Source organism: Candidatus Woesearchaeota archaeon, from assembly GCA_018302225.1.
GTDB lineage: Archaea > Nanobdellota > Nanobdellia > SCGC-AAA011-G17 > JAGVZY01 > JAGVZY01.
The window spans coordinates 24,232-47,905 of sequence record JAGVZY010000012.1 but is presented as its reverse complement, the minus strand read 5'-3'; the positions used below and the strand labels follow the sequence as shown (position 1 = coordinate 47,905).

Here is a 23,674-nt window from a genome sequence, read left to right as displayed (position 1 = left end):
GGCACATTAGCTGCTTTTTTCTTTTTCATATTTAATTTCACTAAGAATTTCCAATTACAAAATATTTTCCTGATTTTTTCAAACTATCTAAATAATCTCCAATTTCTTCAGCCTTTATTACTTTTCTGAGACTCCAATCTTTTCTTCTTTCAATTTCATCTTCTAACTCAACCTGCTTAAAAAAATCTTCATTTTTCCTTTCAATTACAGCTCTCCAAGGATTAACATAATCATTTGCTAAATCATTAAATAGTTTTATAATTTTTTCATAACCACCATTATGTAAATTGCGTTCTTTGATAACTTGATTAATCGCATTTACAGAAGGTAAAGAATTTAACAAACTTTGCTTAAAAACTTCGAATCTATTTGATAATCTTCTATATTTTTCAAAATTAAAATATTCTTTTAAAGATTTTTTTCCAAATCTTCCATTATTATAATCCCATTCTACCATTGCAGCAAAATTATTCCTTTCTTCAGGACTTAAAGACATAGCTAAAAAATGGGGAGATAAAGAATATCTGCCTTGAGAAGGATTCATAAAAACCGTATTAACAAAATCCTCTACAACCTCTCCCATTTGTCCCAATTTATCTACCAACTCCTTAAAATTCATCTCATCAGGCAGATTGTTATAAAAACTAGTTTTTAAAATAGTATCATCTCCAGTTTTTTGTTTTATAAATTCTGCAACTGCTTCTTTTCTAACAGGCCAACCCCAAATTTCTTGTATAAACTCAGGTTCATAATGTAATCCTCTATACAATACAACGGGCTTAACTAAAATTTCTTTTTGTGTATAAATAGTATTTATAACTTTATCATACTCTTTATCCCAAAGATAATCTCTTTTTTCTTGATCAGAATTTTCATGTTTTAAATAATTAGAATAAGCTGATTGTATAATACCCTCCATTTTCTCATTAAAATCCATAGAGTTTAATATTTGCTCAGAAACTTCTCCTTTAGGAATTTCAATTATAACTTTTTCAGGTTTATTATCTGAAGAAGCACCTTCTTCAAAAACAGAACCAACAACTTTAGGTATAACTGTTTTTGTCGCTTCATCTTTTTGTTTTTTACTAATTTTAGATTTAGGTTTTTCAGATTTTCCAAATTCTCTAAACATTCCACCCATAGATTGGCTTAATATATCACCATATTTTCCAGAACCCGGAACAAAATTATCTAAATCTATATTAAGAGCCATTTTTTCCACCGTAATTTAATTTGTGTATATTCATAAGTTGCACTAAATACATTCTTGCTTGGGGTTTAATATCTAAACTTTCAAAAATATTTTTCTCCATTATACTCAAATCATTTAAATCCAATTTTGCTCCAATCAACCTTTTGTAAAAAGTTTTAAAACTATCAGATTCACTTGCTTCCTTAAGTAAAGGTTTATAACCATACTCAATAACTAAATCTTTAGTAGGTGTATTAATCTTAGATTTATTAAAAGGCAATGCTCCAGATAAAACTTCATTCATATCAACTAATAAACTTTTAGTAGTGTTATAACCTTCATTTAATTTTTCAATTAAAGTTTGAGTAAATTTACCTTCCATTCCCCAATAAGGATCTTTTTTAAGTTGATGATCGTTGGGTGTAATTCTATGCGCAATTAAGTAAGGTAAAATTGATTGAATTATACTTAATTGAACTTCTGGTTTTTCAGATCTCTCAAAAGAATTTAAGAACCAAGAGTATGCTTTACTCCATCTTAAAACATCTAAAAATGCTCTTCCTGAAATTCCTTGTTGAGTCATTTCACAATACTGTCCTGAATATTCGCAACCTTTACATCTGGGGCCAACATCAATTGTGCTTTGATTTTTATCAAGCTGATCAGCCCTCACACACAAAGACATACCTTCAGTTGCATAAATAGTATATAATAAAGAATCAGTTGTGAAAGAAATATCTTCAATTATTTTTCTTCTTAAATTTACTAATTCATCAAATTTAAAAATACTTTTAAGAGCTAACTTATTTAATTTATCATCTTTTCTCTGTGAAAGAACAAACAAATCATTAACACCTGGAACTTGTGGTGCGTTTACGCGCATACTAAATCTATCTAAAAAAGGTTTTGGAAGTTTATACGTTCCTTCATCATTTGGATTCTCAGTAGCATAAAAAACATAATCATCTAAAGCCATAGTTTCACCTGTAACTGCAAAACCAGCACTACCCTCATTTAAAGGCTCAAAAAGCCCGTTTAATGTAGCTGGCAAAAATCTATTAACTTCATCAATAATCTTTACTTTTGAAGTTATAAAAGGTCTCCATCTTACTTCTTCTGCATGTTCTGGACCCAGTAACCTTCCAAGATTCAAAGATGCAACTAAAGTATTATATGTTTCATCATCATTTCCCCGAATCATACTTTTTCTAAGCTCTGCTTCAGAAATTCCAGTCATAGCAGAAGAAACTTTCATTATTAAACTCGTTTTACCACCACCATGTCCACCCCTAAAAAGCAAACCACTTTTCGGAACTAAACAATTAATAATTGCAGAAGAAACCATTGGATCTAGAAACTCCTTTTTTTCTTCACCAAAAACATCTCTGTACTCAAGAGGAATAGAATATCTTGTGTTTACATAAATTCCACTCGTAATTACTTCTTTATATACCCCTCTCACCTTTTCCCGCGCATTTTTATTTTCTTCAACATCTGCCTTAGATAATTTGCTCATCTTCCTCTCCATCAAATTCTAAATCATATTCTCTCATTGTTTCACCAACAACAATATTTTTCAGATCTTTATGCGTACGCACCACAAATAAATTGGCGCCATGAGATTTTAATTCTCTAGCAAAAGAAGTTAACCCTCCCCATCTTGAAGTTTGAAACACTGAAAATTTATCAAATTCAGTTAATTCATCCATCATACTCTCGATGGCTTCAGCAGTATTGTATAATTCGCAATCACTTAATATTGACACAAAAAGTTTATTTTTTGTGAGTGTCATCATCTTAGCAATTTCTTTACAGGGGAACATAGTACCCCCATCTTGCTTATTTAGTAATACTCTTTCAATATTATCAAGTTTATAAGTATAACTACAGAAAGCCAAATCGTCTCCACCTGAAAAGTTTATAACAGAAACCATTGCGCCACAATCTAAAGCATATAAAGCTTGAGCTTCACCAGCCAAAACAGCAGAGTCATAATCCCCCCTATTATCTGGCTCTTCATTATATGGATCAAATCCCATACTTCCCGAACTATCAATAACCAATAACAAATCTGCAATAGAATTATTCTTTTTTGGACCAGGTAAATTACGCAGCTTATTTTTCTTAGTATTTATATAAGGAATTATTTGTCCATGCGCAATTAAAGAATCAATTATTTTTAATCCCCTTTTTCCACCTATAGTATCAGAAGGATTCCAGTTTGTTCTTGTAAGAATAGTTTTTTTGTTTGATTTTCTTTTAACTTCAGATTTAAATTCTATAAGATATTCTTGTGCTCTTGCTCTATACAGATATCTTAAACAATCATCTAAATCCAATGAAGTCAAAGAACTCATTGCACCTGCAAATTTTTTTGGATTATTTTTGAACCTTTCATAAGCTGAACCTAACGCTTTTTCTAAACCTTGGTTTTTTCTCTTTTTTCCAAAATCCAATTTACTCTGAAAAGGATTTCCCCATAACTTAGTTACTTCTTTAGATAATTCTGTTCTACTATCATAATCTCTTCCTGAATAGTCTCCTTCGCCTGAATTCTGTCCTTCTCCTTGATCACTTTCAGAACCACTACCCTTTTCAGCCCCGCCATTTGAATTCTCTTTTTGACCACCCGAATTCTTTCCATTAGAACTCTTAGAACTTTGACTAGAACTTGAATCTTTATCAGAATTATCACTCAAACTTCTAAGCAAATTTTCTATACTATTCCTTTCCCTCTTAGATTTACCTTTACCTGGTTTAGAACTACCACTTCCAGAAAGATTTTCATTATCTTCAGAACCCTCATCAGATTGATCAGTCATAGAATTAATAATTTGCATTGCTTGTTGCAGAGGTATAACTTGAAAGATATAATCTTTAATTATGTTTGTAAAATCTTTAAGTTTTTCTTCCCAAGAAGATTTATTCATCCAAGTGTTCTCATCTAAAAGGTTTGTAATTTTTGCTATAGTTTCTTTTTCTTTTATTCTTAATTTAACCTCTTCCAACCCAAAATTAGTATTCCAAATTTGTTCATAAGAATTTAATATAACTTTTAAAAAAGGACTAATCTCTTTAGTTCCAGTTAAAATTTCTCTAACAGTACTCCTATACCTCATAGATGCCAAAGGTCTTGTATTAATAGCACCATATTTTCCGGAAAATAAATAACTATCACCCAAAAAATCACCAAAAATATTACTTACAAAATGAGTATAACCTTTAATTAATTCAAAATTATTTTCAATTTGTTTAACCTTACTTAATTCTTCACTTATAGTTGCTAAATAAATAATTTCATCAGCCCTTGATCTAGGATAAACAATATAATGCATAATCTCATGATCAAATATTCCTTCTGCAAAATCTAATTGATCTTTAAAGGAATAAAGATGTTTGGGAACGCTTTCTAAATCATAATAAACTTGCCAAGTATTAATATCTATATAAAAACCATTCTGAATATCATATATTGCAGACTGTGGAAGTTTCTTTATAGCTGGATCTTTTTTATCAGAATAATTATGAACTATAGGATCCTCAATTCCATGAACATAAAGATTAAAACAAGCCTTATTAAACTTCTTAACAACACCTTTTCTTAAAATTTGTTCTTTTGTTAAATAAGGACTACCATAAAGAATATCTTCTAAAGTTACACTCTGAGAATTTAACTTCTGAGGTCTATTAAGCCCCCTCACAAATCTACCTATTCCACCTAAGAGACTTCTGTTTATTCCCTCCATCGCATTCTTACATTGATTCTGAGTTTAATAAAGATTTCGTAACAGGTTTATATATAAGAACAAAGTATCTATTTCTTCTTCAAAGGTAACTTGGACAGCATTTTCTCTTTTATATTTTTAATCTTCTTTTCAATCTCAACTTCAACGTCTTTTAATCTTTTCACACTTTGATTATCCATTTGTCCCCACTTTTCAAAGAAAACTAAATCTTGAATATTATGTCTATGTGAAGGTTCAATTTCTCTTGCATAACCTAAGATAACTATAGAATAAACATCTGCATTATCAGGCACACCTAAAACTTCTCTTACTTTTTCTCTATTAAAAGGTGCAACTACACAGCTTCCTAAACCTAATTCAGTTGCTTTCAATAAAATATTGGCTGTAGCCAAAGCACAATCTTGAACACTGAACAAAGAATACAACTTAGGATACATTGTTTCTAAAAATTGAAAATCCGAGCATATTGCTATAAACACTGGTGCTTCTCTCATCCAATCCTGATTTAAACATGCTTCAGCAATTTTTTCTTTTACCTTTTCAGATCGTACTATTATAAATCTCCAATCTTGCATATTGCCTGCAGAAGGAGCCCATCTTGCAGCATCAATTAACTCACCGATAAATTCATCAGAAACACTCTTTTTATAATAGGATTTTACAGATTTTCTCTCAAGAATCAAATCAGATAAGCTTTTAACCATATTTGTATCAAAACCTTTTTATATTGTCAAATTTATATATTTTTCTATGGATTATTCAGACCTAGTAAATTATTATGAAAAGATAGGAAAGACTTCTAAAAGACTTGAAAAAACAGAGATAATTTCTGAACTATTAAAAAATTCAAGTAAAGAAGAAATCTCAATTCTAATACACCTACTTCAAGGAAAGGTTTTTCCAAATTATGATGAAAGAAAAATCGGTTTTAGCTCAAGATTAATGTTAAAAGGAATTTCATCTGCAATTGGAATCTCTCAAGAAGAAGTGGAAAAAATTTGGAAAAAAGAAGGAGACCTAGGAAAAGTTTCAGAAATACTCTCACAAAAGAAAAAACAAAAAACTTTATTCGCACAAAAGCTAACAATAAAAAAAGTATACTCTAATATACAAAAACTTGCAGAACTTGAAGGCGAAGGAACAGTATCAAGAAAAATTGCTTTGGTTTCAGAATTATTATCTAACTCATCACCCTTAGAAGCAAAATATATTACAAGAACTGTACTTGAAGAACTAAGAGTAGGTATTGCTGAAGGAATTTTAAGAGATAGTATTGCAAAAGCATTCAATTTTGAAATTAAAGATATTGAAAACCTATCAAACTCATTAGCAGATTATGGTGAAGTTGCAGAACTTGCCAAACAAGGAAAACTAAAGTCTTCTGGCCTAATTGTCGGACGTCCAAACAAGGTAATGCTTGCTATTAAGGTCAAGGATTTTAAAGAAGCATTCGAAGCTTTAGGAGAAGAAATACAATTAGAATACAAACTAGATGGTTTCAGAGTCACAATCCACAAAATAAATAATACTTATAAGTTTTTTACAAGAAGATTTGAAGATGTAACAACACAATTTCAAGAAATTATTCTCTACTTAGACAAATATATAAAAGGAAAATCTTACATTTTAGATTCAGAATTTGTTGGGTATAATCCAAAAACAAAATTATATTTACCATTTCAAAATATTTCTCAAAGAATAAGAAGAAAATACGATTTACAAGAAACAGCAAAAAAATTTCCAGTTGAAGTTAGTGTTTTTGATATATTAAATTATGAAGGAGAAGATTTAATTCAGAAACCACTAAAAGAGCGTAGAAAAATCTTAGAGAAAATTATTAAACAAGAAAAAACAAAAGTTATTCTTACTAATTGTATAATTACAAATAAAATTTCTGAAGCAGAAGCATTTTATAAAAAAGCCCTAAAAGAAGGTTTAGAAGGAGTAATGGCAAAAAATATTAATTCTCAATACACGCCAGGAAGATATGTAAATGGTTGGTTAAAATTAAAACCAATTATGGAAACTTTAGATTTAGTTATTGTTGGTGCAGCATGGGGAGAAGGAAAACGTTCAGATTGGTTGAGTAGTTTTGAATTAGCATGTAAAAACAAAAATGAATTTGCACTAATTGGAAAAGTTGGAACAGGTTTTAAAGAAAAAGAAGGGTTAACTTTTGAAAAATTAACAAAATTACTAAAACCCTTAATAATTAAAGAAACTGGAAAAATTATTTCAGTAAAACCAAAAATAATTGTTGAAGTAATGTATGAAGAAATACAAACTTCATCAACATATTCATCAGGATTTGCATTAAGATTTCCAAGATTCCTAAGATTAAGAAATGATAAAGGTTTAAATGGGGTTTCAGACATTGAATATATAAAAAAATTATTCAAATCTCAAAAATAAAATCAAACTTTGGTTCTATTTATAAATTCACCAACCATTTTAACTTTTTAAACACAAATAGTGCCATTATAAAGATACAAAACCAACAGCAAACTTTAAATAGTAATATACTTTAACTTGTGTTTAAGGTGAATTGATGTTGTTATGTTTAGTAACACCATCATATCTTAATTCAAGATTCACAAAAACACAATAAAAAAAATTAAAAACATTGCAGGAGGGTTTTAAATGATAGTTAAGGAAGAATTTTTAAATAAACTGCGTCAATTATTTGGTCTAAATTTGTATGAAGTTAGAATTTGGACAGCTTTACTTTCTAGGGGTGTTTCAACTGCTGGTGAACTTAGTGATATTGGAAATGTTCCACGTTCAAGAGCTTATGATGTTCTCGAGAGTTTAGAAAAAAAAGGTTTCGTAGTAATGAAACTAGGAAAACCAATACAGTACATTGCTGTTGATCCATCAGAAGTTGTAGAAAGATCAAAGAAGTATATGTTGGATGATGCTAAAGATAAAGTAAAAAGGTTAGAAGAGCTTCATGGAACTGATATTATTACAGAACTTGATTCTTTACATAAACAAGGTGTTCAATTTGTTGAACCTTCAGACTTAAGTGGTTCATTAAGAGGAAGAAGAAACTTATACACACATCTTGAAACCATGATTAAAGATGCTGAAAAATCAGTAACAATAATAACAACTGCAAAAGGTCTTATGAGAAAAGTAGAAGCTCTAAAACCTGAACTTGAAAAACTTAAGAAAAAAGGAATTAAAATAAGAGTTGCTGCACCAATAACAAAAGAATCCTTAGCAGCAGCAGAAGATATTTCAAGTGTTGCTGAAGTCAGACATATTTCAAAAATAAATGCAAGATTAGCTATAATCGACGGACAAGAAATAATGTTCATGGTTATGGATGATGCAGATGTACATCCAAGCTACGATATAGGTGTTTGGGTTAATACACCTTATTTTGCAAATGCTTTAGAAAGTCTATTTGAAATTGCTTGGACTGATTTACAGCCATATAATAAAGTTAAGGTATAAGCCTTAACATTTTCTTTATTTTTTATATTCTTTAATTAATTTATGCAGCACAACACTTCTTCTCTTAATATCTTGACTAGATAATTGCTTCATCGCACCCGCAACAGTTCCAGGCATTTTAGAATATTTAGAAACGTTAACAACTTCAATTTTTAATTTCTTTAATAAATTAACAGTTTCTAAAAAATCTTTTTCAGTTTCAGTAGGATATCCAACAATAATATCAGTCGCAACACTTACATCTTTAACTTTATTTCTAACTTGAGAAACAATTTCAACAAAATCTTTTACTTTATAATCTCTACCCATTTCTTTCAAAACCTTATTAGACCCAGTCTGAACTGGAATATGTAAGAATTTCATAAATAAACTAGAATTCAAAGCTTTAATTATAACTCCTAAATTCTTTTTTAGATAAGTAGGATTAGCCATTCCTAATCTAAACTTAACATTTAGGCTATTAAATTCTTTTAAAATTTGTTCTAATAATTCAGATAAACTTGTTTTAATATCAAAACCATAACAACCTGTATCCTGGGCAGTTAAATAAATCTCTTGACAACCATTTTTTATTTTACTATCAATTTCACCTAAAATCTCTGAAATAGTTTTAGATTTTAAATTTCCACGCGCAATTTTTGTTGCGCAATAATTACAATTATTTAAACAACCTTGAGAAATTTGAATTATTCCTATATCTTCTTTTAATTTTTTGATTTTCTTAGACTTTTCCTTTTTCAAGAGCTTATCAATCTCTGAGATTTCTTTAGCAATAACTAAATTTTTATTCAAACCTTGGAGCCTAAGTATTTTAACCAAACAGCCAGTTATAATAGCCTTTTTCTTTAATCCTTTGAGGTAATTTATTATTCTATTATGTGTGGCTCTTTTAACCCCACAAGTATTAATTATTAATAATTCAGCTTTATTCTCATCAACCAATTCTATATTCTTCTTAAATAATATCTCTTCAATTTTTTTAGAATCAGCTTTATTAAATGCACAGCCAAAAGTAATTACACACACTTTCATATTTTCTCCATCAATTTATAAATTTTATTAATCTCTTTTTTAGTATAACCTATTAAAGGAAACAGAGTATCACATTTACACAATTTTTCAATATCTCCAGAATTAATATTTGCAACTACTTTAGATTTTAAAGTATTTGAACTAAAAGTATTTCCATAAGAAAAATTTTTTATTAAAGAAGGAATTTTTCCAACACTATAAATACTGCATCCGCGCTTGAACATCAAAAATCCTGCAACTAAATCTTCCTTGGTTTTAAAATCCAATCTAACAACTCCTTGCGTTGCAACAGGCAATCCACCCAATCCTTCAATCCTTTCAGTAAATAAATAAGCTTCATCACTTATTATTTCAATGCCAATATCTAAATCAGGTTTTTCTAAAGAAACTTTAGCATTTTTGTACTTATCGAAAATAACTCCACCAACTTCACAGTTTAACTCATGAGAATTATATTCAAATTCTTTATTCAGTCTTTGAGTAGTTATTCTAAATGTTTTCGGAATCTTAGACCCATAAATTTCTAAAGCCTTCTGACTAATTTTATTAAAATTTGTCTCAATCCTAAACGCAGGACTTAAAGAAATAATACCAAAAATTCTTGTTAATTTTCTTACAACAACTTCAGCTTCTAAAACCCCCCTTATTATTATTCTTCCTCTTGGTCTTAAAATAATCTTAAAATCAGCCTTGATATCTCTTAAACAACTTCTTAAATTATCCACCAACCGATTCTCAAAATTACCTCTATTTTTACCTTTCAAACCTATCTCAGAATATCTTACTAAAATATCCATAACTTCAACTTCTTTTTTCATCTTAATTTAAAGACTAAATGAAAATATTTATAAATAGTTTGTTATTTCTAAAAGCTTGCACTGAAATGATTCCAACAAAAGTATTTTTTACTAAAGGCGTAGGAAAACACAAAGAAAGATTACATTCTTTTGAACAAGCACTTAGAGATGCAGGCATAGAAAAATTTAATCTAGTTACTGTTTCTAGTATATTGCCTCCAGGATGTAAAATAATAAGTAAAGAAGAAGGTTTAAAACAATTAAAAGCTGGAGAAATTGTATTTTGTGTTATGGCAAGAAATGCCGATAATGAGCCAAACAGACTTATTACATCATCTATTGGATGTGCAGTTCCTGCAGATTCTGAAAATAATTACGGTTATCTAAGCGAGCATCATTCATTTGGAGAAACTGAAAACAAAGTAAGTGATTATTCTGAGGATTTAGCTGCATCTATGTTAGCTTCAACCTTAGGTGTAGAATTTGATGCAAATGCAACTTGGGATGAACGTGAACAATTATATAAAATGAGTGGAAAAATAGTTAGATCCAGAAATGTTACTCAAACTGCAATAGGAGACAAAAATGGTCTTTGGACAACTGTAATAGCAGTAGCAGTCTTTGTACCATAGTTTTTTATATTAATCTATATTTCTTACAAAAAATGCAAAAGGTAAAACAAATTTCACTAAAAAACAAAACCTCTCTAAGAGAACTTACAAAAGAATTCTCAGAACTAGGTGTTTTTGGTGCAGGAAGAATTGGAAAAGCCTCTGATATTATGTATCAAATGGCTAAAGACAAAGAGTGTAAAATATTCTTAGGTATTGCCGGCCCTATGGTTCCAGGTGGAATGAAAAATATTATTATAGATACCCTAAAAACTTTAAAAGTCTCAGTTTTTGTAACTACGGGTGCAACTTTAACTCATGATTTAATTGAAGCATTAGGCTATTCACATTTTCAAGGATCAAAAGATGTTGATGACTCTAAATTATTAAAAAAAGGGATTGATAGAATTTACGAAAGTTTTATGCCCAATGCGGCTTATGAAAAATTAGAAGATTTTTTTATTAAATTCTCAAAGAAATACAACAATAAAGAATTAAACATAAAAGAATTTTTATGGTTAGTTGGAAGTGAGATAAAAGATGAAAATTCAATTTTATACACTTGTTATAAAAATAAAATTCCTATTTTTTGCCCTGCAATCTCAGACTCTGGAATTGGTTTAATGATTTGGGGAAGACTATGTGCAGGAATGAAACTCAAAGTTGATACTTTTGACGATTTAAAAGAAATAATTGATATTTCTTGGACTGCAAAAAAGAAAGGAATTATCTATGTAGGTGGTGGAGTTCCTAAAAATTATATTCAACAGTCATTACAATTCTCTGGAAAAGGTGCAGACTATGGTATTCAAATTACAACAGACCATCCTGAACCAGGTGGAAGCTCAGGTGCAGAACTAAGAGAAGGCATAAGTTGGGGTAAAATGAATTCTCAAGGCAAATTTGTAGATGTTATTTGTGATGCAACTATAGCTCTTCCAATTATACTCGGAAGTGTTAAAGAAAAATTAAACCAGAATTAATTTTTATTCTTTGGAAACTGAGAATTAATCAAAATATTTTGCTGTTTACTCCATTCCTCATCTTTACTATCCTTTATTTGTTGAACCCAGAATTTAATAAAATTAAGCCTATCTTCAAAATTGTTCTTTCCCGGTTTCATAAATTTAGTTTTATTCATTTTAATATAATACTTATTTCACTCTTGATTTTATTAATTTTACTATAATCTAGCTTATCTTTAAAAAGTTCTTCTATATGTAAAGCATCTTCTATATCTTTTTCAGACTTAAGATAATATTTTTTAATTGCAATCTGCCTTTCTAAAGAAGAAATATTTACTTCACCTTGTTTAAGTTTAACTTTTATAAAATCTTCAAAATTTTTTTGTTCTAATAGATTCTTAGAAAATTTAACTTCAAAATTAGGTATTGAATTTTTTTTCTCTGCAAATCTTATGCCTAAACCCTCAATCAAATAAGCATATGCTTCATCAACGTCATCTGTATTCAAACACCAAAAATTCTTATTTTCTAATTCTGCCCACAATTCAAAAAACTTTTTTTTATCTAATTTTTTGATAAAAACATCTATATCCTCTGTTGCTCTTGCTCTTCCAAGAAGAATAGAAACATAACCCGAAATAATAACATAACCCGTATATTTTTTAAGAATCTGAGTAAAAATTAAGGTTAATTCATCAAGTTTGTTTAACTCTCTATTTAGAGTAATTTGCCTTTTAAAAGGGATATATTCCATTTAACAAACAAAGACATCCTACTTTAAAAACTTAACTCAAAGGTTATTTAAGGGTTTAATGTGCTTTAAAAAGAAGGCACAGTCAACTTAATGGCGCAATTTGTATCTCCCATTTGTTTATAGCCCTGCAATTGCTGAAATCAGAAACCTGATATTTCTAACGCCCTTTAGTTGACTTAACCAAAAAGAGAAAGCTTTATAAAAGTCTTCTTAATCCTAAGTTATATGCCTAAAATACATACGAGAGAAAAAAGAAAATATAAAACAAACAAACTTAGACCAAGAAGGTTTTTAAAAAGAAAACCCTTTACCCAACCAAAGGCATTTAGAACAGAAGAACAAGCACATACCTGGGCTAAAAAACTAAAACTTAAAAATTATATTCTAGAAAATATTGGAACAGATAAAGTTAAAAAAATAAAAATAAGAAGACATAGAAAATAAAATTATTTCTTCTTTTTAGATTTAGCTTTCTTTTTTGATTTTGGTTTACAACAACTGCAAGAGCCCATTTTAACACCTCTTTTTTCATTTAATTTTCTTTCCATCTTCTCAATTTCTTGTCTACTTAAACTTAAAGCCTTACTTACTATAACACTTAACTTAGATTCAATCTCATCTGCAATTATTTTTCCTTGTTTTTTATTTTTTCTTAAAACTGATTCAACTAATTTTCTTCCTTCTTTAACACTTAAACCTTGTTGCTTTGCAGTCTCTTTAATCAACTTCTCGGTTTTTTCTTTGGTTAAATCTAATATACCTAAACCGAGTAAAACTCCTTTCTTAACTTTTGTTTCAACACTCATTATAGCTCACCTCTTATTCTCTTATTACAGATATAATTAATAGTAACCCTAAAACTCCGGCCATTAAAAATGCAAAATATGCAAATATATCATAATCACCCATTCTTAAAACCAAGGCCCCACCAATAATCAAGGCGGCAATTATTAAACCCATAGTCAATCTATTGCTACTGGTATTAATGTCGGTTCCAAGTTTTTTAACATCTCTATCATTAACGTCAATTTTAATTTCTCCTTTTTCAGCTTTAGATAATAATTTATCAATTCTATCAGGCAATATAATTATATTATCTCCAAGTTTGTTAAGTGTATCCTTTAATTTCTTGAATCTATAAGTCATACCATTTCTGTCTATATATTCTCTCGCATATTCTGACATTTCAGCGCCTAATTTAAAATCAGGATCTAATTTCTGGCCAAATCCTTCACTGGTTGCAATTGCTTTTGCTAACAAAACAAAATCAACAGGTAATTTAAGTTTATATTTCCAAGACATATTTACTAGTTCATTAAAGAGATTTCCAATCTTAACCTCTTTTATAGCTAAACTCCCATAATCCTCTAAAACCAATAGTAACGCCTCTTTTATCCTAGGATTTTCCTGTTCCATTATCCCTAATTGTAAGAATGAATCTGCAACTCTATCCATATTTTTATGAACTAATGCCAAAAATAACCGTGCTAATTTTTCTTTGGTTTCTTCAGAAATCCTTCCAACAATACCATAATCTAAAAATGCAATTTTATTTCCATTCAATACAAAAATATTTGCTGGATGTGGATCTGCATGAAACAAACCATATTCAAAAACTTGCTTAAGCATTGCTTGTGCAACATTATGAGACACAGCATGCCGATCATAACCAAATTTATCAAATTGTTCTAGATTATCAATTTTAATTCCGTCTATAAACTCCATCACCAGAATTTTCTTGGTAGTATAATCATTATATAATTTAGGAATCTTAATGGTTTTACTCCCTGTAAAATTATGATAAAACTTCTCAATATTTTTTGCTTCAATATAATAATTCATTTCATCATTTGTATATCTTTCAAACTCTTGAACAATCGCATTTAAATCATAATCATTTAAATTAGAAATATGTTTTTTTGCTAATTCAGCCAAATGATATATCAAATTTATATCAGTTTCAATTACTTCTTTTATATCTGGCCTTTGAATTTTTATAACAACAATTTCTCCATTCAATAATCTTGCTTTATGAACTTGCCCGATTGAAGCAGAAGCTATTGGTTGTTTAGAAATTTGTAAAAAAACTTCATTCCAAGGCCTTTTTAATTCTTTTTCTATTAATTCCAAAGCAGTTTCATAACTAAAAGATTCAATAGAATCCTGCAATTTTGCAAACTCATCACAATATTCCTTAGGAATTAAATCAGGTCTTAAACTCAAAAATTGTCCTAATTTAATAAATACTGGGCCTAACTCCTCAAAAGCATTTCTTAATCTATAAGGCATTGAATTAGGTTTATCGGTCTTATAAGTCCTCATCCTCCCAGGAACATGATGCTTTAACTGCATCTTTTCCACATAATAACCTAACTCATTCTTTAGAAGTACACCTACAATTTGTCTTAAACGCCTTAAATCTCTATATGCAGTTCTTATATTAGTAAACATTAGGTTTTAAAAACAATACCTCATTTAAATAGTTTTTGACTAGTTTATTACGAAAAGTATTTAAAAGTAAGTTATAAAAGAAGATAAGATTAAAAATGCTTAAACAAAAGGAATTTGAGTCTATAAAGAAAGAGATTGATTCTTACAACGAAGAACGTGAGAAGATTATTCAAAAGGCCCATAAAATAATACAAACTTCAAAAAAAATAATATATTCTTTAATTAAAGGAGATACTCAAGAATCTCAAATAAAAGAAATTAAAGCACAAGTAAAAGATCTAAAAAAAACAAAAGGTGCCTTAGAATTCTCATCTATCTATAAAGTGGCATTACAAGAATATGTAGAAGCAATTGCATTTTATATTTTTATAAAAGAAAAAAGATTAATTACACTAAAAGAAACAGAAGTTGGTATTGAAGAATATTTACTCGGAATTTGTGATCTAACAGGAGAATTAATAAGAAAAGCAGTAAAATCTGTAATTGATGAAAATTATAAAGAAGTTTATTTAATACAAGAATTTATAGATTTAATTTATAGACAATTCTTAAATTTTAATTTTGCAAATGGAGAATTAAGAAAAAAATCAGATTCAATAAAATGGAATTTAAATAAAATTGAAAATATTATCTATGAATTAAAATTAAGAAAATTAGGTGAGAAAAATGGCGTTTGAAACGCATTACAGAACACATACTTGCAATGATTTAAAAAAATCAGATATTGACCAAAAAGTTAAATTATCGGGTTGGGTAAGAAGGATTCGTGATCATGGTGGCTTAATATTTATAGATTTATGGGATAATTACGGTATAACTCAGATAGTCTTTGATCCTAAAAAAGATAAAAGAATATTTGAAAGTGCTTCTAAACTCAAACCTGAATCAATAGTATTTATAGAAGGCACAGTAACTGCCAGACCCAAAGGAACAGAAAACAAAGACATTCCTACAGGAGAAATAGAAATTAAATGTACTCATTTAACTATTGATTCTATTGTTCCTGAATTACCATATTCATTAACAGGAAAAACTGAAATTGCTGAAGAGCTCCGTTTAAAATATAGATTTATCGATTTAAGAAATGATAGATTACACAAAAATATTATTTTAAGATCTAAAGTTATTGCAGAGATGAGAAAATACATGATTAATGCAGGTTTTACAGAATTCCAAACTCCTATTCTAACAGTAAGCTCACCAGAAGGAGCAAGAGACTACTTAGTTCCAAGCAGAATTCACCCTGGAAAATTCTATGCTCTACCTCAAGCACCCCAACAATATAAACAATTAATTATGTGCTCAGGATTTGATAAATACTTCCAGATTGCACCTTGCTTTAGAGATGAAGATGCTCGTGCAGATAGAAGCCCTGGAGAGTTTTATCAATTAGATATAGAGATGTCATTTATAGAACAAAATGATTTGTTTAAAATAATTGAAGGTTTGTTAGAACACTTAACAAGAATATTCTCAAAAAGAAAAATATTAAAATTCCCCTTCCCAAGAATTACATTCACAGATGCCATGAATAATTATGGAACAGATAAACCAGATATTAGATATGATATGAAAATTCAGGATATAACGGATATCTTCCCAAAGTCTAATTTTAAAGTTCTTGCAGAAAATACAAAAAAAGGACATTGTATAAAAGCAGTTGTTTTAGAAAACTCTGCAGATGAACCAAGATCATTCTTTGAAAAAGTTGAAAATTTCGTTAAAGAATTAGGTGCAAAAGGAATAATCTATGCAACTTATAAAGATAATATACTAAAAAGTCCAATTTCAAAATTCTTATCTGAAGATGAAAATAAAAAATTAGCTTCAAAACTTAAAAATGGGGATGCAGTATTTATCTCTGCAGGAAAATGGCTTGAAACTTGTAAAATAATTGGACAAGTAAGAACTTTCCTAGCTAATGAAAAAAATATTATTCCAAAAGATATTTTAGCTTATTGTTGGGTTGTTGATTTCCCTATGTTTGAATTTAATGAAGAAGAACAAAAAATAGACTTTTCACACAATCCATTCTCAATGCCACAAGGTGGATTAGACTCTTTAAACAACAAAGATCCTTTAGGAATTTTAGCATATCAATATGATATTGTATGCAATGGTATAGAATTATCTAGTGGTGCAATTAGAAATCATCGTCCAGATATTATGTACAAAGCATTTGAGATTGCAGGATATAGCAAAAAAAGTCTAGAAGACAAATTTGGACATATGCTTAACGCATTCTCATTCGGAGCACCCCCACATGGCGGTATAGCTCCAGGTGTAGATAGATTAGTAATGATATTTGCAGAAGAACCCAACATTAGAGAAGTTATTATGTTCCCTATGAACAAAAAAGCTCAAGAATTAATGGTGGGCTCACCTTCAGAAGTTACTGAAAAACAATTGAAAGAACTTCATTTAAAACTAGATTTATCTAAAAAGATAGATCTTAAAAAAGATGTCTCAGATAAATAAAGAGTTGATGAAAAAAATAGCAAAGAATGCTATGTTAGATTTATCTGACGCAGAAATAAAAGAATTTCTTCCTCAATTGGAAGAAATATTATCTTATTTTAAAGAATTAGATTCTGTCAGCACTAAAAATGTTGAGCCTTCTTTTCATCCAATTAAAATTAAAAATGCTCTAAGAGAAGACATTCCAGAGTCTTCATTAACAAAAGAAGAAATATTCTCATTAACAGAACACAAAAAAGACTCTCATTTCAAGGGTCCTAAGGTGATTTAATTGTTAAAACAACATATTAATTCAGTTAAAAATGATGAAGTTAATATTCTTGAATCTACCTACAAAGTTCTAGAAAAAATAAAAAAATTAAATTCAGAATATAATTGTTTTAATACAATTTCAGAAGACCTAGCAATACAACAAGCTAAAAATTTACGAAAAGATAAAGGAATAAAAAAGAAAAAAATTCCGGGTTTATTTGTTTCAGTTAAAGATTGTCTATGTGTTAAAAATGTAGAAAGCACAGCAGGTTCTAGAATTTTAAAAGGATATAAACCATTATTCAACGCAACTGCAATTCAAAAATTAATAGATGAAGGTGCAATTATCATAGGAAAAACTGCACAAGATGAATTTGGTTTTGGTGGTTTCTCAACTAATGTTGGTTTAGGTTATCAAATTCCTAAAAATCCAATAGATAAAGAACATTCTTGTGGTGGTTCTTCAGGTGGTTCAGCTTGTATTACTCAATTAGCAGATTTCCCACATATTTCAGTTGCAGAATCAACAGGCGGTTCGATTGCTAACCCTGCTTCATTCTGTGGAGTTTATGGTTTAACACCAAGTTATGGTTTAATCTCAAGATATGGTTTAATTGATTATGGAAATTCATTAGATAAAATTGGTTTAATGTCTAAAACTCCAGAATTAATGCAAGAATTCTTAGATATTATGTCTGGAAAAGATTTAAAAGATTCTACTTCACTACATTCACAACCAACTAAAACAAAAATAAAAAAAGTTGCTTTAGTCTCAGATTTAATGGACGGAGTAGAACCTGAAATAGAAGAATCAACTCTAAATTACCTAAAAGATTATGATTATGAAGAAATAAAATTGCCAATAACAAAGAAATATTCTCTTGCAGTTTATTATATCCTTGCACTTTCAGAAGCATCAACTAATTTAGCAAAATATTGCGGTCTAAGATATGGACAGCATGAAAAATTAGAAGGAAACTTTACAGAATATTTCTCAAAAACACGTTCAAAACATTTTGGAAAAGAAGCAAAAAGAAGAATTATAATAGGAACATTTGCAAGAATGGCTGGTTTCAGAGATGCTTATTATATGAAAGCTGCAAAAGTTAGAACCTTAATAATAAATGAATACAAAGAAACTCTAAAAAAATATGAAATTATCGCAACGCCAACTATGCCTATTTTCCCACCAAAATTCAAAGAAATAGAAAAACTAACTCCACTACAAAACTACTTAATGGACATTTTAACTGCAGGTCCTAATCTTGCAGGTTTACCACATTTAAACATTCCACTAAAAACAAAACTTCCATCAGGAATTCTACTTACAGCAGATCATTTTAATGAGAATTTGTTAACTTCTAATTATTAATTATTTTTAAAGCAATTGCAAAATAAAGGATTAATAAGAAGATTAAAGAATGAATTATTATACTGACTAAACCAAAAACAGGAGATAAAAAATTAGCAAAATTCAAAACTAAAACAATCATAAGAGTTAAACTTCCAAAAAGACCTAAAATTAAAATAAGATTAGCTATGCTTTTCTTATTTATCTTAACCAAGTGATTAATAAAAAAGCTTAATCCCCACAAAGCAATTATGCCTACAATTATAATCCAAATAGGCCAGACTATTAAAAAAATATAACCATCGTGTGACTCAAAAGGCAAACTTAATAAATAAATAGAAAAAATAAATAACACAAAAATAACTACTAAAGAAATCACACCAAGTATTTTAATCCATCTTAACAAAGATTTAATATCCATAAACAAAAAAAGAATCTAAAATATATAAAAGTTTCTTAAATCTATTTGATCTTCTTCCTTCGCACACGTATTAACAACATTAGATAAACAACGGCTAACAACAACCAATTAACAACCATAAAATCTTTCTGCCCCCAACTATAACCATTAAAAGTTACATCAGATAAAGGATACAAAAAGTGTGTTGGAAAAAAATCTCTTGCATGTGTTGGGATATCCATCAAAATATGCAGACCCCAACCAGTTAAATACCAATAAAATTTTTTAGTTAAAAAATAAATTCCAAATATAACTCCTAAAAAGATAACTAAACTATGGCTTAAATTATAAAGTGCTTGGACAAAACCCGGAATATAATCTGGCTTTCCAAATTTTACTCCATCAATAAAAAAATATAAAATAAGCATAGGCCCAAAAGCTACAACATCAGGTAATATTCCAAACAATCCAGCTAACCAAGCTTTTTTTCTTTTATAAAAAAGAGCATTTATCCATAAAAAATGTGCTAATACATCCATAAAAAAAGAATTCTATCAAGATTATATAAATTTAGTCTTTATTTGCAATTCTAATAAAATAAATGCCTAACCCAATTACAATCAAACCTATAAAACCACCAAGAACATTAAGTAAATTACTTAAAAGAACAGGCCATTGTACATAACTATATATACCCATTCCAATCAACAAAACACCTAACGCATATTTGATATAATTTTCCATAAATACAGATTAAGAGGGAAAGTTTTATAAAAACCGCGTTTTTAAAACAAAATAGACTTAAAAATGGGCCTTTATACACGTTTAAATCAAACTTGGAGCAATCTTAGCAAGGATCTAGAAAGAAAAAGATTCACAGAATGGTCTCTAGAGCCGGCAGTAATAAGGGTTGAAAAACCTACAAGACTTGATAAAGCAAGAACTTTAGGCTATAAAGCAAAACAAGGCTATATATTAGCAAGAGTCAGAGTTATTAGGGGCGGTCATGAAAGGCCTAGACCAAACAAAAAAGGAAGAAAATCTGGTAAAAACACACCAAAAAAAGTTTTACAATTAAATTATCAAAATATTTGTGAAAGAAGAGCTGCTGAAAAATTTAATAATTGCGAAGTTCTAAACAGTTATTATCTTGGAAAAAATGGTAAATATTATTGGTATGAAATTATATTATTAGATAGAGCGCATCCAGTTATACTTTCGGATATTAAAACAAAATGGGTTGCAAAAGGTAGAGGAAGAGTATTCAGAGGAAAAACTTCATCTGCAAGAACTTCAAGAGGATTAAGATATAAAGGTAAAGGTTCTGAAAAAACTCGACCAGGATACAAAGCACAATTAAAGAGAAAACATAACAAAAAATTCAAATATTCAATGAAAATTTAGTTTTAATTTATTTTTCTAAATATTATTCCTGAAAACATTAAAGCAATATTTACTGGAATTTGATATAAAGTAACTATTACTAAAACTTTTGGACTAAAAAAACTTGCTGCAAATACAATTGCAAGAGTAGAATTCATATAAGCTATAGCTAAAGAAGAAGTTATTCTTGTCTTAATATCTCCCCTAACAATAAAGAAACCAATTATATGCAAAACAAAAGCTAAGACAAATAACAAAATAAAAGGATAAACTAACTCACTACCTTTTAAAACTTCTAAAAAATCTATTTTAGCTATTGCTCCAGCCATTAAAAACATTGAAACAAATAAAGATAGAAAAGAATAATATTTTTTAGTTTTTTCAATAAAAACCAAAGCAAACTTTCTAATTAAAATTGAAACTAAAAACGGGATAAAAATAACCAAACTTAACATAGTCAACATATCTAGAAAATTTATTGAAAAGCCAGTACCTAAAAAGAATTTAATTAATAAAGGTATAGTAAATGGACAAAGCAAAGAGGTAATTACTGTTAAAACTAAAGCCAACTCCATATCTCCCTTAAATAAACTGCTATAAAAAGGAATAGTCATACCTGCAGGCATTACTAATAAAATTAAAATTGCAAGGCTTACATCTAAATCTAAAAATACTCTAAGAAGAATGTATAAAAGAGGTAATAATATTAAAATCCATAAAACTAACCAAAATATTAATTTATAATTTTTTATTCTTACAAAAAGGTTTCTTAAATCAATTTGCAAACAACTTAAAAATAATATAAAGATGAGCATATATAAAATATAAGGAGATAACTTTTTTGAAAACCCAGAAAACACCCCAAAAAACATGCCAATTAAGAAAGTTAACCAAAAATTCTTAACTATAAAATTTGACATATATGCCCAATAAACCCCGCAATTATAAAATTTTCTAATCTCAAACCAAGGAAACAAGATAAACTTTTTAAATCCCAATTGCAATCCTTTAAATATGAACAAAGAGGTACTTAAGATTTACATAGATGAAATGATTTTTGAAGGTTATGAAATTGATCAAATTAAGAAGAATCTTATAAATAATGGATATTCTCTTGAATTAATAAATGAATTATTACCTGATAGAAATATCCAAATAATAAATTATATGAAGGATAACTTTGAAAAGGGATTTAATAAAGAAGAGATTATGCACACCCTAATTATTTCAGGATACAACCTTCCTGAACTAAATCAAAATTTCAAATTTATAAGCAAAAAAGAGAAATGATATATTTAACAATAACTGGATTAGAAAATGTAGGCATTGATTACAAATTAATACTTCTAGTTTTAGGTATAATTATACTTATAATAATTATTATTGCTTTAATTAAATTTTTAAGACCGTCAAAACCCACTAAAATAGGAAAAATAAAATTACCTTCAATGAATCCAATACTAATTTCAAAAAATTCTCCTAAAAAAGAAATAGTAACTGAAAAGATACTTAATAAACAAGATTTTAAAGTTGAGTCTCCTATCAAACAAGAGGATGAATTTAAAAAACTGAAAGAATACATTAAAACAGTATTAGACCTAAGATATAGCGAAAACGAAATTAGAAGCGTAATTACTGCTCAAGGTTGGAAGGCTATAGATATTGAAAGAGCATTTGAAGAAGCAAAAAAAGAAGATGCCCTAGAAAAAGCAAAACAATATGTTAAACAAAATCTTGCAAAAGGATTTTCAAAATTCCAAATAGCTTACATCTTGAAAAATTCGGGTTGGCCAGAATCTTCAATAAATAATTTATTTGGGGAGATGAAATTGTGAATATTCTCATTTTTAATGTAGGCAGCTCTTCATTAAGATATGCCTTCTTTCAAGATGATAAAAAAGTTCATGAAAAGAGGATAGAATCTAAAAATCTAAAAAAAGATGTTAATTTTATACTAAAAAATATTAAAGAAAAAATAGATATAATCGCCCATAGAGTTGTTCATGGAAAAGATAATAAAAAACCCCTAATTATTAATTCTACAACAATAAAAGAATTAAAAAAATACTCAGAATTTACACCATTACATCAGCCCCATGAAATAAAGATTATAGAACTTTGCAAACCTTATTGTAATAAACATAAAATAAAACAAATTGCTGTGTTCGACACTTTATTTTACAAAGATTTACCAGAACTTGCAAAAATCTACCCTATACCCAAACAATTCAAAATAAGACGTTATGGGTTTCATGGATTATCTCATACCTATATAGCAAAAATGTTTCCAGGAAATATAATAAGTTGCCATTTAGGAAATGGTTCTTCAATAACTGCAATTAAAGACAGGAAACCTCTAGATACTTCAATGGGATTTACTCCTTTAGAAGGCATAGTTATGGGTACTCGTCCAGGTTCAATAGATCCAGGAATCATCTTAAGTTTATTTAAACAATTTAAGAATTATAAAAAAGTTGAAGATATTCTTTATAATAAATCAGGGCTCTTAGCAATTTCAGGATTTAGTAATGATTTCAGAGACTTAAAAAAATCAAAAAAAGGAGACTTTGCAATAGAATATTTTAAGTACAGTCTAATAAAGCAGATTTGTGCTTATCAAGCAACACTTGAAAAAATAGACAAAATAGTATTTACTGGTGAAATTGCTATAAACAATCCAGAAATAATGAATTCTATAATGGCTTCCCTCCAGAAAAGGTTAAGAATAAAAAGCTTTGCAATTATAAAAACAGATGAAGCTTTGATAATAAAAGAAGAAGTTAATAAGTTTCTAAAGAATTAA

Annotated in this window: 27 protein-coding genes; 13 read left to right on the top strand and 14 right to left on the bottom strand. The window is 28.6% G+C overall.

Annotation, left to right across the window (positions count from 1 at the left end; all coding sequences use genetic code 11):
* Positions 1-40: 40 nt before the first annotated feature.
* The 4 genes from J4403_03230 to J4403_03215 form a co-directional block, all read right to left on the bottom strand.
* A complete protein-coding gene (locus J4403_03230) occupies positions 41-1,213 on the bottom strand; it encodes a hypothetical protein (protein MBS3167196.1) in 1,173 nt (390 codons plus the stop codon).
* Complete coding sequence (locus J4403_03225; protein ID MBS3167195.1) at positions 1,203-2,708, bottom strand: AAA family ATPase; 1,506 nt, start codon at positions 2,706-2,708, stop codon at positions 1,203-1,205. The genes J4403_03230 and J4403_03225 overlap by 11 nt, the downstream gene beginning before the upstream one ends.
* Entirely contained in the window at positions 2,692-4,938 is a 2,247-nt protein-coding gene (locus tag J4403_03220) for a hypothetical protein (protein ID MBS3167194.1), read from the bottom strand. Before J4403_03220 ends, J4403_03225 begins: the two co-directional genes overlap by 17 nt.
* Positions 4,939-5,006: 68 nt before the next feature.
* On the bottom strand, positions 5,007-5,642 hold the full coding sequence (locus J4403_03215) for a nitroreductase family protein (GenBank protein ID MBS3167193.1): 636 nt from the start codon (positions 5,640-5,642) through the stop codon (positions 5,007-5,009).
* 46 nt (positions 5,643-5,688) lie between these two features.
* Here J4403_03215 and J4403_03210 point away from each other — a divergent pair, with 46 nt between their 5' ends.
* Complete coding sequence (locus J4403_03210; GenBank protein ID MBS3167192.1) at positions 5,689-7,350, top strand: ATP-dependent DNA ligase; 1,662 nt, start codon at positions 5,689-5,691, stop codon at positions 7,348-7,350.
* 228 nt (positions 7,351-7,578) lie between these two features.
* Positions 7,579-8,397, top strand: coding sequence for a hypothetical protein (locus J4403_03205; protein ID MBS3167191.1), 819 nt, complete (start codon positions 7,579-7,581; stop codon positions 8,395-8,397).
* Positions 8,398-8,412: 15 nt separating this feature from the next.
* On the opposite strand, the gene J4403_03200 is transcribed toward J4403_03205, so the two are convergent.
* Together J4403_03200 and J4403_03195 are read right to left on the bottom strand one after the other, a co-directional pair.
* A complete protein-coding gene (locus J4403_03200; GenBank protein MBS3167190.1) occupies positions 8,413-9,429 on the bottom strand; it encodes a MiaB/RimO family radical SAM methylthiotransferase in 1,017 nt (338 codons plus the stop codon).
* On the bottom strand, positions 9,426-10,247 hold the full coding sequence (locus J4403_03195; protein MBS3167189.1) for a hypothetical protein: 822 nt from the start codon (positions 10,245-10,247) through the stop codon (positions 9,426-9,428). Before J4403_03195 ends, J4403_03200 begins: the two co-directional genes overlap by 4 nt.
* Positions 10,248-10,312: 65 nt before the next feature.
* Here J4403_03195 and J4403_03190 point away from each other — a divergent pair, with 65 nt between their 5' ends.
* Entirely contained in the window at positions 10,313-10,858 is a 546-nt protein-coding gene (locus J4403_03190) for an arginine decarboxylase, pyruvoyl-dependent (protein MBS3167188.1), read from the top strand.
* A 32-nt stretch (positions 10,859-10,890) separates the two neighbouring features.
* Positions 10,891-11,820: a deoxyhypusine synthase family protein gene (locus tag J4403_03185; GenBank protein ID MBS3167187.1), complete on the top strand. Its 930-nt coding sequence runs from the start codon at positions 10,891-10,893 to the stop codon at positions 11,818-11,820.
* Here J4403_03185 and J4403_03180 read toward each other — a convergent pair.
* On the bottom strand, positions 11,817-11,960 hold the full coding sequence (locus J4403_03180; GenBank protein MBS3167186.1) for a hypothetical protein: 144 nt from the start codon (positions 11,958-11,960) through the stop codon (positions 11,817-11,819). The two genes, J4403_03185 and J4403_03180, sit on opposite strands and share 4 nt — an antisense overlap.
* 14 nt (positions 11,961-11,974) lie before the next feature.
* A complete protein-coding gene (locus J4403_03175; GenBank protein MBS3167185.1) occupies positions 11,975-12,556 on the bottom strand; it encodes a hypothetical protein in 582 nt (193 codons plus the stop codon).
* 225 nt (positions 12,557-12,781) lie between these two features.
* Here J4403_03175 and J4403_03170 point away from each other — a divergent pair, with 225 nt between their 5' ends.
* Complete coding sequence (locus J4403_03170) at positions 12,782-13,000, top strand: hypothetical protein (GenBank protein MBS3167184.1); 219 nt, start codon at positions 12,782-12,784, stop codon at positions 12,998-13,000.
* 2 nt (positions 13,001-13,002) lie between these two features.
* Here the strand turns inward: J4403_03170 and J4403_03165 are convergent, their stop codons facing one another.
* Both J4403_03165 and J4403_03160 read right to left on the bottom strand, forming a co-directional pair.
* On the bottom strand, positions 13,003-13,362 hold the full coding sequence (locus J4403_03165) for a hypothetical protein (GenBank protein MBS3167183.1): 360 nt from the start codon (positions 13,360-13,362) through the stop codon (positions 13,003-13,005).
* Positions 13,363-13,375: 13 nt separating this feature from the next.
* On the bottom strand, positions 13,376-15,007 hold the full coding sequence (locus tag J4403_03160; protein MBS3167182.1) for an AarF/ABC1/UbiB kinase family protein: 1,632 nt from the start codon (positions 15,005-15,007) through the stop codon (positions 13,376-13,378).
* A gap of 95 nt (positions 15,008-15,102) precedes the next feature.
* Between J4403_03160 and J4403_03155 the strand changes: the two genes are divergently transcribed.
* Genes J4403_03155 through J4403_03140 form a run of 4 tightly spaced genes read left to right on the top strand, consistent with a single transcriptional unit; the run spans position 15,103 to position 19,109 of the window.
* On the top strand, positions 15,103-15,684 hold the full coding sequence (locus tag J4403_03155; protein ID MBS3167181.1) for a hypothetical protein: 582 nt from the start codon (positions 15,103-15,105) through the stop codon (positions 15,682-15,684).
* Entirely contained in the window at positions 15,674-17,485 is a 1,812-nt protein-coding gene (aspS, locus tag J4403_03150; protein ID MBS3167180.1) for an aspartate--tRNA ligase, read from the top strand. The genes J4403_03155 and aspS overlap by 11 nt, the downstream gene beginning before the upstream one ends.
* Positions 17,469-17,756, top strand: coding sequence for an Asp-tRNA(Asn)/Glu-tRNA(Gln) amidotransferase subunit GatC (gene gatC / locus J4403_03145; GenBank protein MBS3167179.1), 288 nt, complete (start codon positions 17,469-17,471; stop codon positions 17,754-17,756). The genes aspS and gatC overlap by 17 nt, the downstream gene beginning before the upstream one ends.
* Positions 17,757-19,109: an Asp-tRNA(Asn)/Glu-tRNA(Gln) amidotransferase subunit GatA gene (locus J4403_03140; protein MBS3167178.1), complete on the top strand. Its 1,353-nt coding sequence runs from the start codon at positions 17,757-17,759 to the stop codon at positions 19,107-19,109.
* Here J4403_03140 and J4403_03135 read toward each other — a convergent pair.
* From J4403_03135 to J4403_03125, 3 genes are read right to left on the bottom strand one after another with little or no spacing between them, the layout of a single operon-like run.
* Positions 19,099-19,509 carry a hypothetical protein gene (locus J4403_03135; protein MBS3167177.1) on the bottom strand — a complete coding sequence of 137 codons (411 nt, stop codon included), beginning with the start codon at positions 19,507-19,509 and terminating at the stop codon, positions 19,099-19,101. The two genes, J4403_03140 and J4403_03135, sit on opposite strands and share 11 nt — an antisense overlap.
* A gap of 41 nt (positions 19,510-19,550) precedes the next feature.
* Positions 19,551-20,027, bottom strand: a complete 477-nt coding sequence (locus J4403_03130; GenBank protein ID MBS3167176.1) for a hypothetical protein — start codon at positions 20,025-20,027, stop codon at positions 19,551-19,553.
* A 31-nt stretch (positions 20,028-20,058) separates the two neighbouring features.
* Positions 20,059-20,232: a hypothetical protein gene (locus J4403_03125; GenBank protein MBS3167175.1), complete on the bottom strand. Its 174-nt coding sequence runs from the start codon at positions 20,230-20,232 to the stop codon at positions 20,059-20,061.
* Between the two features lie 63 nt (positions 20,233-20,295).
* On the opposite strand from J4403_03125, the gene J4403_03120 reads away from it, so the two are divergent.
* The gene (locus tag J4403_03120; GenBank protein ID MBS3167174.1) at positions 20,296-20,892 is read left to right on the top strand and encodes a 50S ribosomal protein L15e; all 597 of its coding nucleotides are present in this window, start codon (positions 20,296-20,298) and stop codon (positions 20,890-20,892) included.
* A gap of 2 nt (positions 20,893-20,894) precedes the next feature.
* Here J4403_03120 and J4403_03115 read toward each other — a convergent pair whose 3' ends face one another.
* Positions 20,895-21,791: a bile acid:sodium symporter gene (locus tag J4403_03115; protein ID MBS3167173.1), complete on the bottom strand. Its 897-nt coding sequence runs from the start codon at positions 21,789-21,791 to the stop codon at positions 20,895-20,897.
* Positions 21,792-21,885: 94 nt separating this feature from the next.
* On the opposite strand from J4403_03115, the gene J4403_03110 reads away from it, so the two are divergent.
* Genes J4403_03110 through J4403_03100 form a run of 3 tightly spaced genes read left to right on the top strand, consistent with a single transcriptional unit; the run spans position 21,886 to position 23,674 of the window.
* Positions 21,886-22,161, top strand: a complete 276-nt coding sequence (locus J4403_03110; protein ID MBS3167172.1) for a hypothetical protein — start codon at positions 21,886-21,888, stop codon at positions 22,159-22,161.
* Positions 22,158-22,706, top strand: a complete 549-nt coding sequence (locus J4403_03105; GenBank protein ID MBS3167171.1) for a hypothetical protein — start codon at positions 22,158-22,160, stop codon at positions 22,704-22,706. Before J4403_03110 ends, J4403_03105 begins: the two co-directional genes overlap by 4 nt.
* A complete protein-coding gene (locus tag J4403_03100; protein ID MBS3167170.1) occupies positions 22,703-23,674 on the top strand; it encodes a hypothetical protein in 972 nt (323 codons plus the stop codon). Before J4403_03105 ends, J4403_03100 begins: the two co-directional genes overlap by 4 nt.

Coding starts and splice junctions, on each gene's coding strand:
- J4403_03165 (MBS3167183.1), bottom strand. CDS start 13,362: ATGAGTGTTGAAACAAAAGTTAAGAAAGGAGTTTTACTCGGTTTAGGT.
- J4403_03120 (MBS3167174.1), top strand. CDS start 20,296: ATGGGCCTTTATACACGTTTAAATCAAACTTGGAGCAATCTTAGCAAG.
- J4403_03200 (MBS3167190.1), bottom strand. CDS start 9,429: ATGAAAGTGTGTGTAATTACTTTTGGCTGTGCATTTAATAAAGCTGAT.
- J4403_03105 (MBS3167171.1), top strand. CDS start 22,158: ATGATATATTTAACAATAACTGGATTAGAAAATGTAGGCATTGATTAC.
- J4403_03225 (MBS3167195.1), bottom strand. CDS start 2,708: ATGAGCAAATTATCTAAGGCAGATGTTGAAGAAAATAAAAATGCGCGG.
- J4403_03110 (MBS3167172.1), top strand. CDS start 21,886: ATGAACAAAGAGGTACTTAAGATTTACATAGATGAAATGATTTTTGAA.
- J4403_03130 (MBS3167176.1), bottom strand. CDS start 20,027: ATGGATGTATTAGCACATTTTTTATGGATAAATGCTCTTTTTTATAAA.
- J4403_03230 (MBS3167196.1), bottom strand. CDS start 1,213: ATGGCTCTTAATATAGATTTAGATAATTTTGTTCCGGGTTCTGGAAAA.
- gatC (MBS3167179.1), top strand. CDS start 17,469: ATGTCTCAGATAAATAAAGAGTTGATGAAAAAAATAGCAAAGAATGCT.
- J4403_03175 (MBS3167185.1), bottom strand. CDS start 12,556: ATGGAATATATCCCTTTTAAAAGGCAAATTACTCTAAATAGAGAGTTA.
- J4403_03155 (MBS3167181.1), top strand. CDS start 15,103: ATGCTTAAACAAAAGGAATTTGAGTCTATAAAGAAAGAGATTGATTCT.
- J4403_03190 (MBS3167188.1), top strand. CDS start 10,313: ATGATTCCAACAAAAGTATTTTTTACTAAAGGCGTAGGAAAACACAAA.
- J4403_03185 (MBS3167187.1), top strand. CDS start 10,891: ATGCAAAAGGTAAAACAAATTTCACTAAAAAACAAAACCTCTCTAAGA.
- J4403_03135 (MBS3167177.1), bottom strand. CDS start 19,509: ATGGATATTAAATCTTTGTTAAGATGGATTAAAATACTTGGTGTGATT.
- J4403_03115 (MBS3167173.1), bottom strand. CDS start 21,791: ATGTCAAATTTTATAGTTAAGAATTTTTGGTTAACTTTCTTAATTGGC.
- J4403_03205 (MBS3167191.1), top strand. CDS start 7,579: ATGATAGTTAAGGAAGAATTTTTAAATAAACTGCGTCAATTATTTGGT.
- aspS (MBS3167180.1), top strand. CDS start 15,674: ATGGCGTTTGAAACGCATTACAGAACACATACTTGCAATGATTTAAAA.
- J4403_03210 (MBS3167192.1), top strand. CDS start 5,689: ATGGATTATTCAGACCTAGTAAATTATTATGAAAAGATAGGAAAGACT.
- J4403_03215 (MBS3167193.1), bottom strand. CDS start 5,642: ATGGTTAAAAGCTTATCTGATTTGATTCTTGAGAGAAAATCTGTAAAA.
- J4403_03160 (MBS3167182.1), bottom strand. CDS start 15,007: ATGTTTACTAATATAAGAACTGCATATAGAGATTTAAGGCGTTTAAGA.
- J4403_03170 (MBS3167184.1), top strand. CDS start 12,782: ATGCCTAAAATACATACGAGAGAAAAAAGAAAATATAAAACAAACAAA.
- J4403_03220 (MBS3167194.1), bottom strand. CDS start 4,938: ATGGAGGGAATAAACAGAAGTCTCTTAGGTGGAATAGGTAGATTTGTG.
- J4403_03125 (MBS3167175.1), bottom strand. CDS start 20,232: ATGGAAAATTATATCAAATATGCGTTAGGTGTTTTGTTGATTGGAATG.
- J4403_03180 (MBS3167186.1), bottom strand. CDS start 11,960: ATGAAACCGGGAAAGAACAATTTTGAAGATAGGCTTAATTTTATTAAA.
- J4403_03195 (MBS3167189.1), bottom strand. CDS start 10,247: ATGAAAAAAGAAGTTGAAGTTATGGATATTTTAGTAAGATATTCTGAG.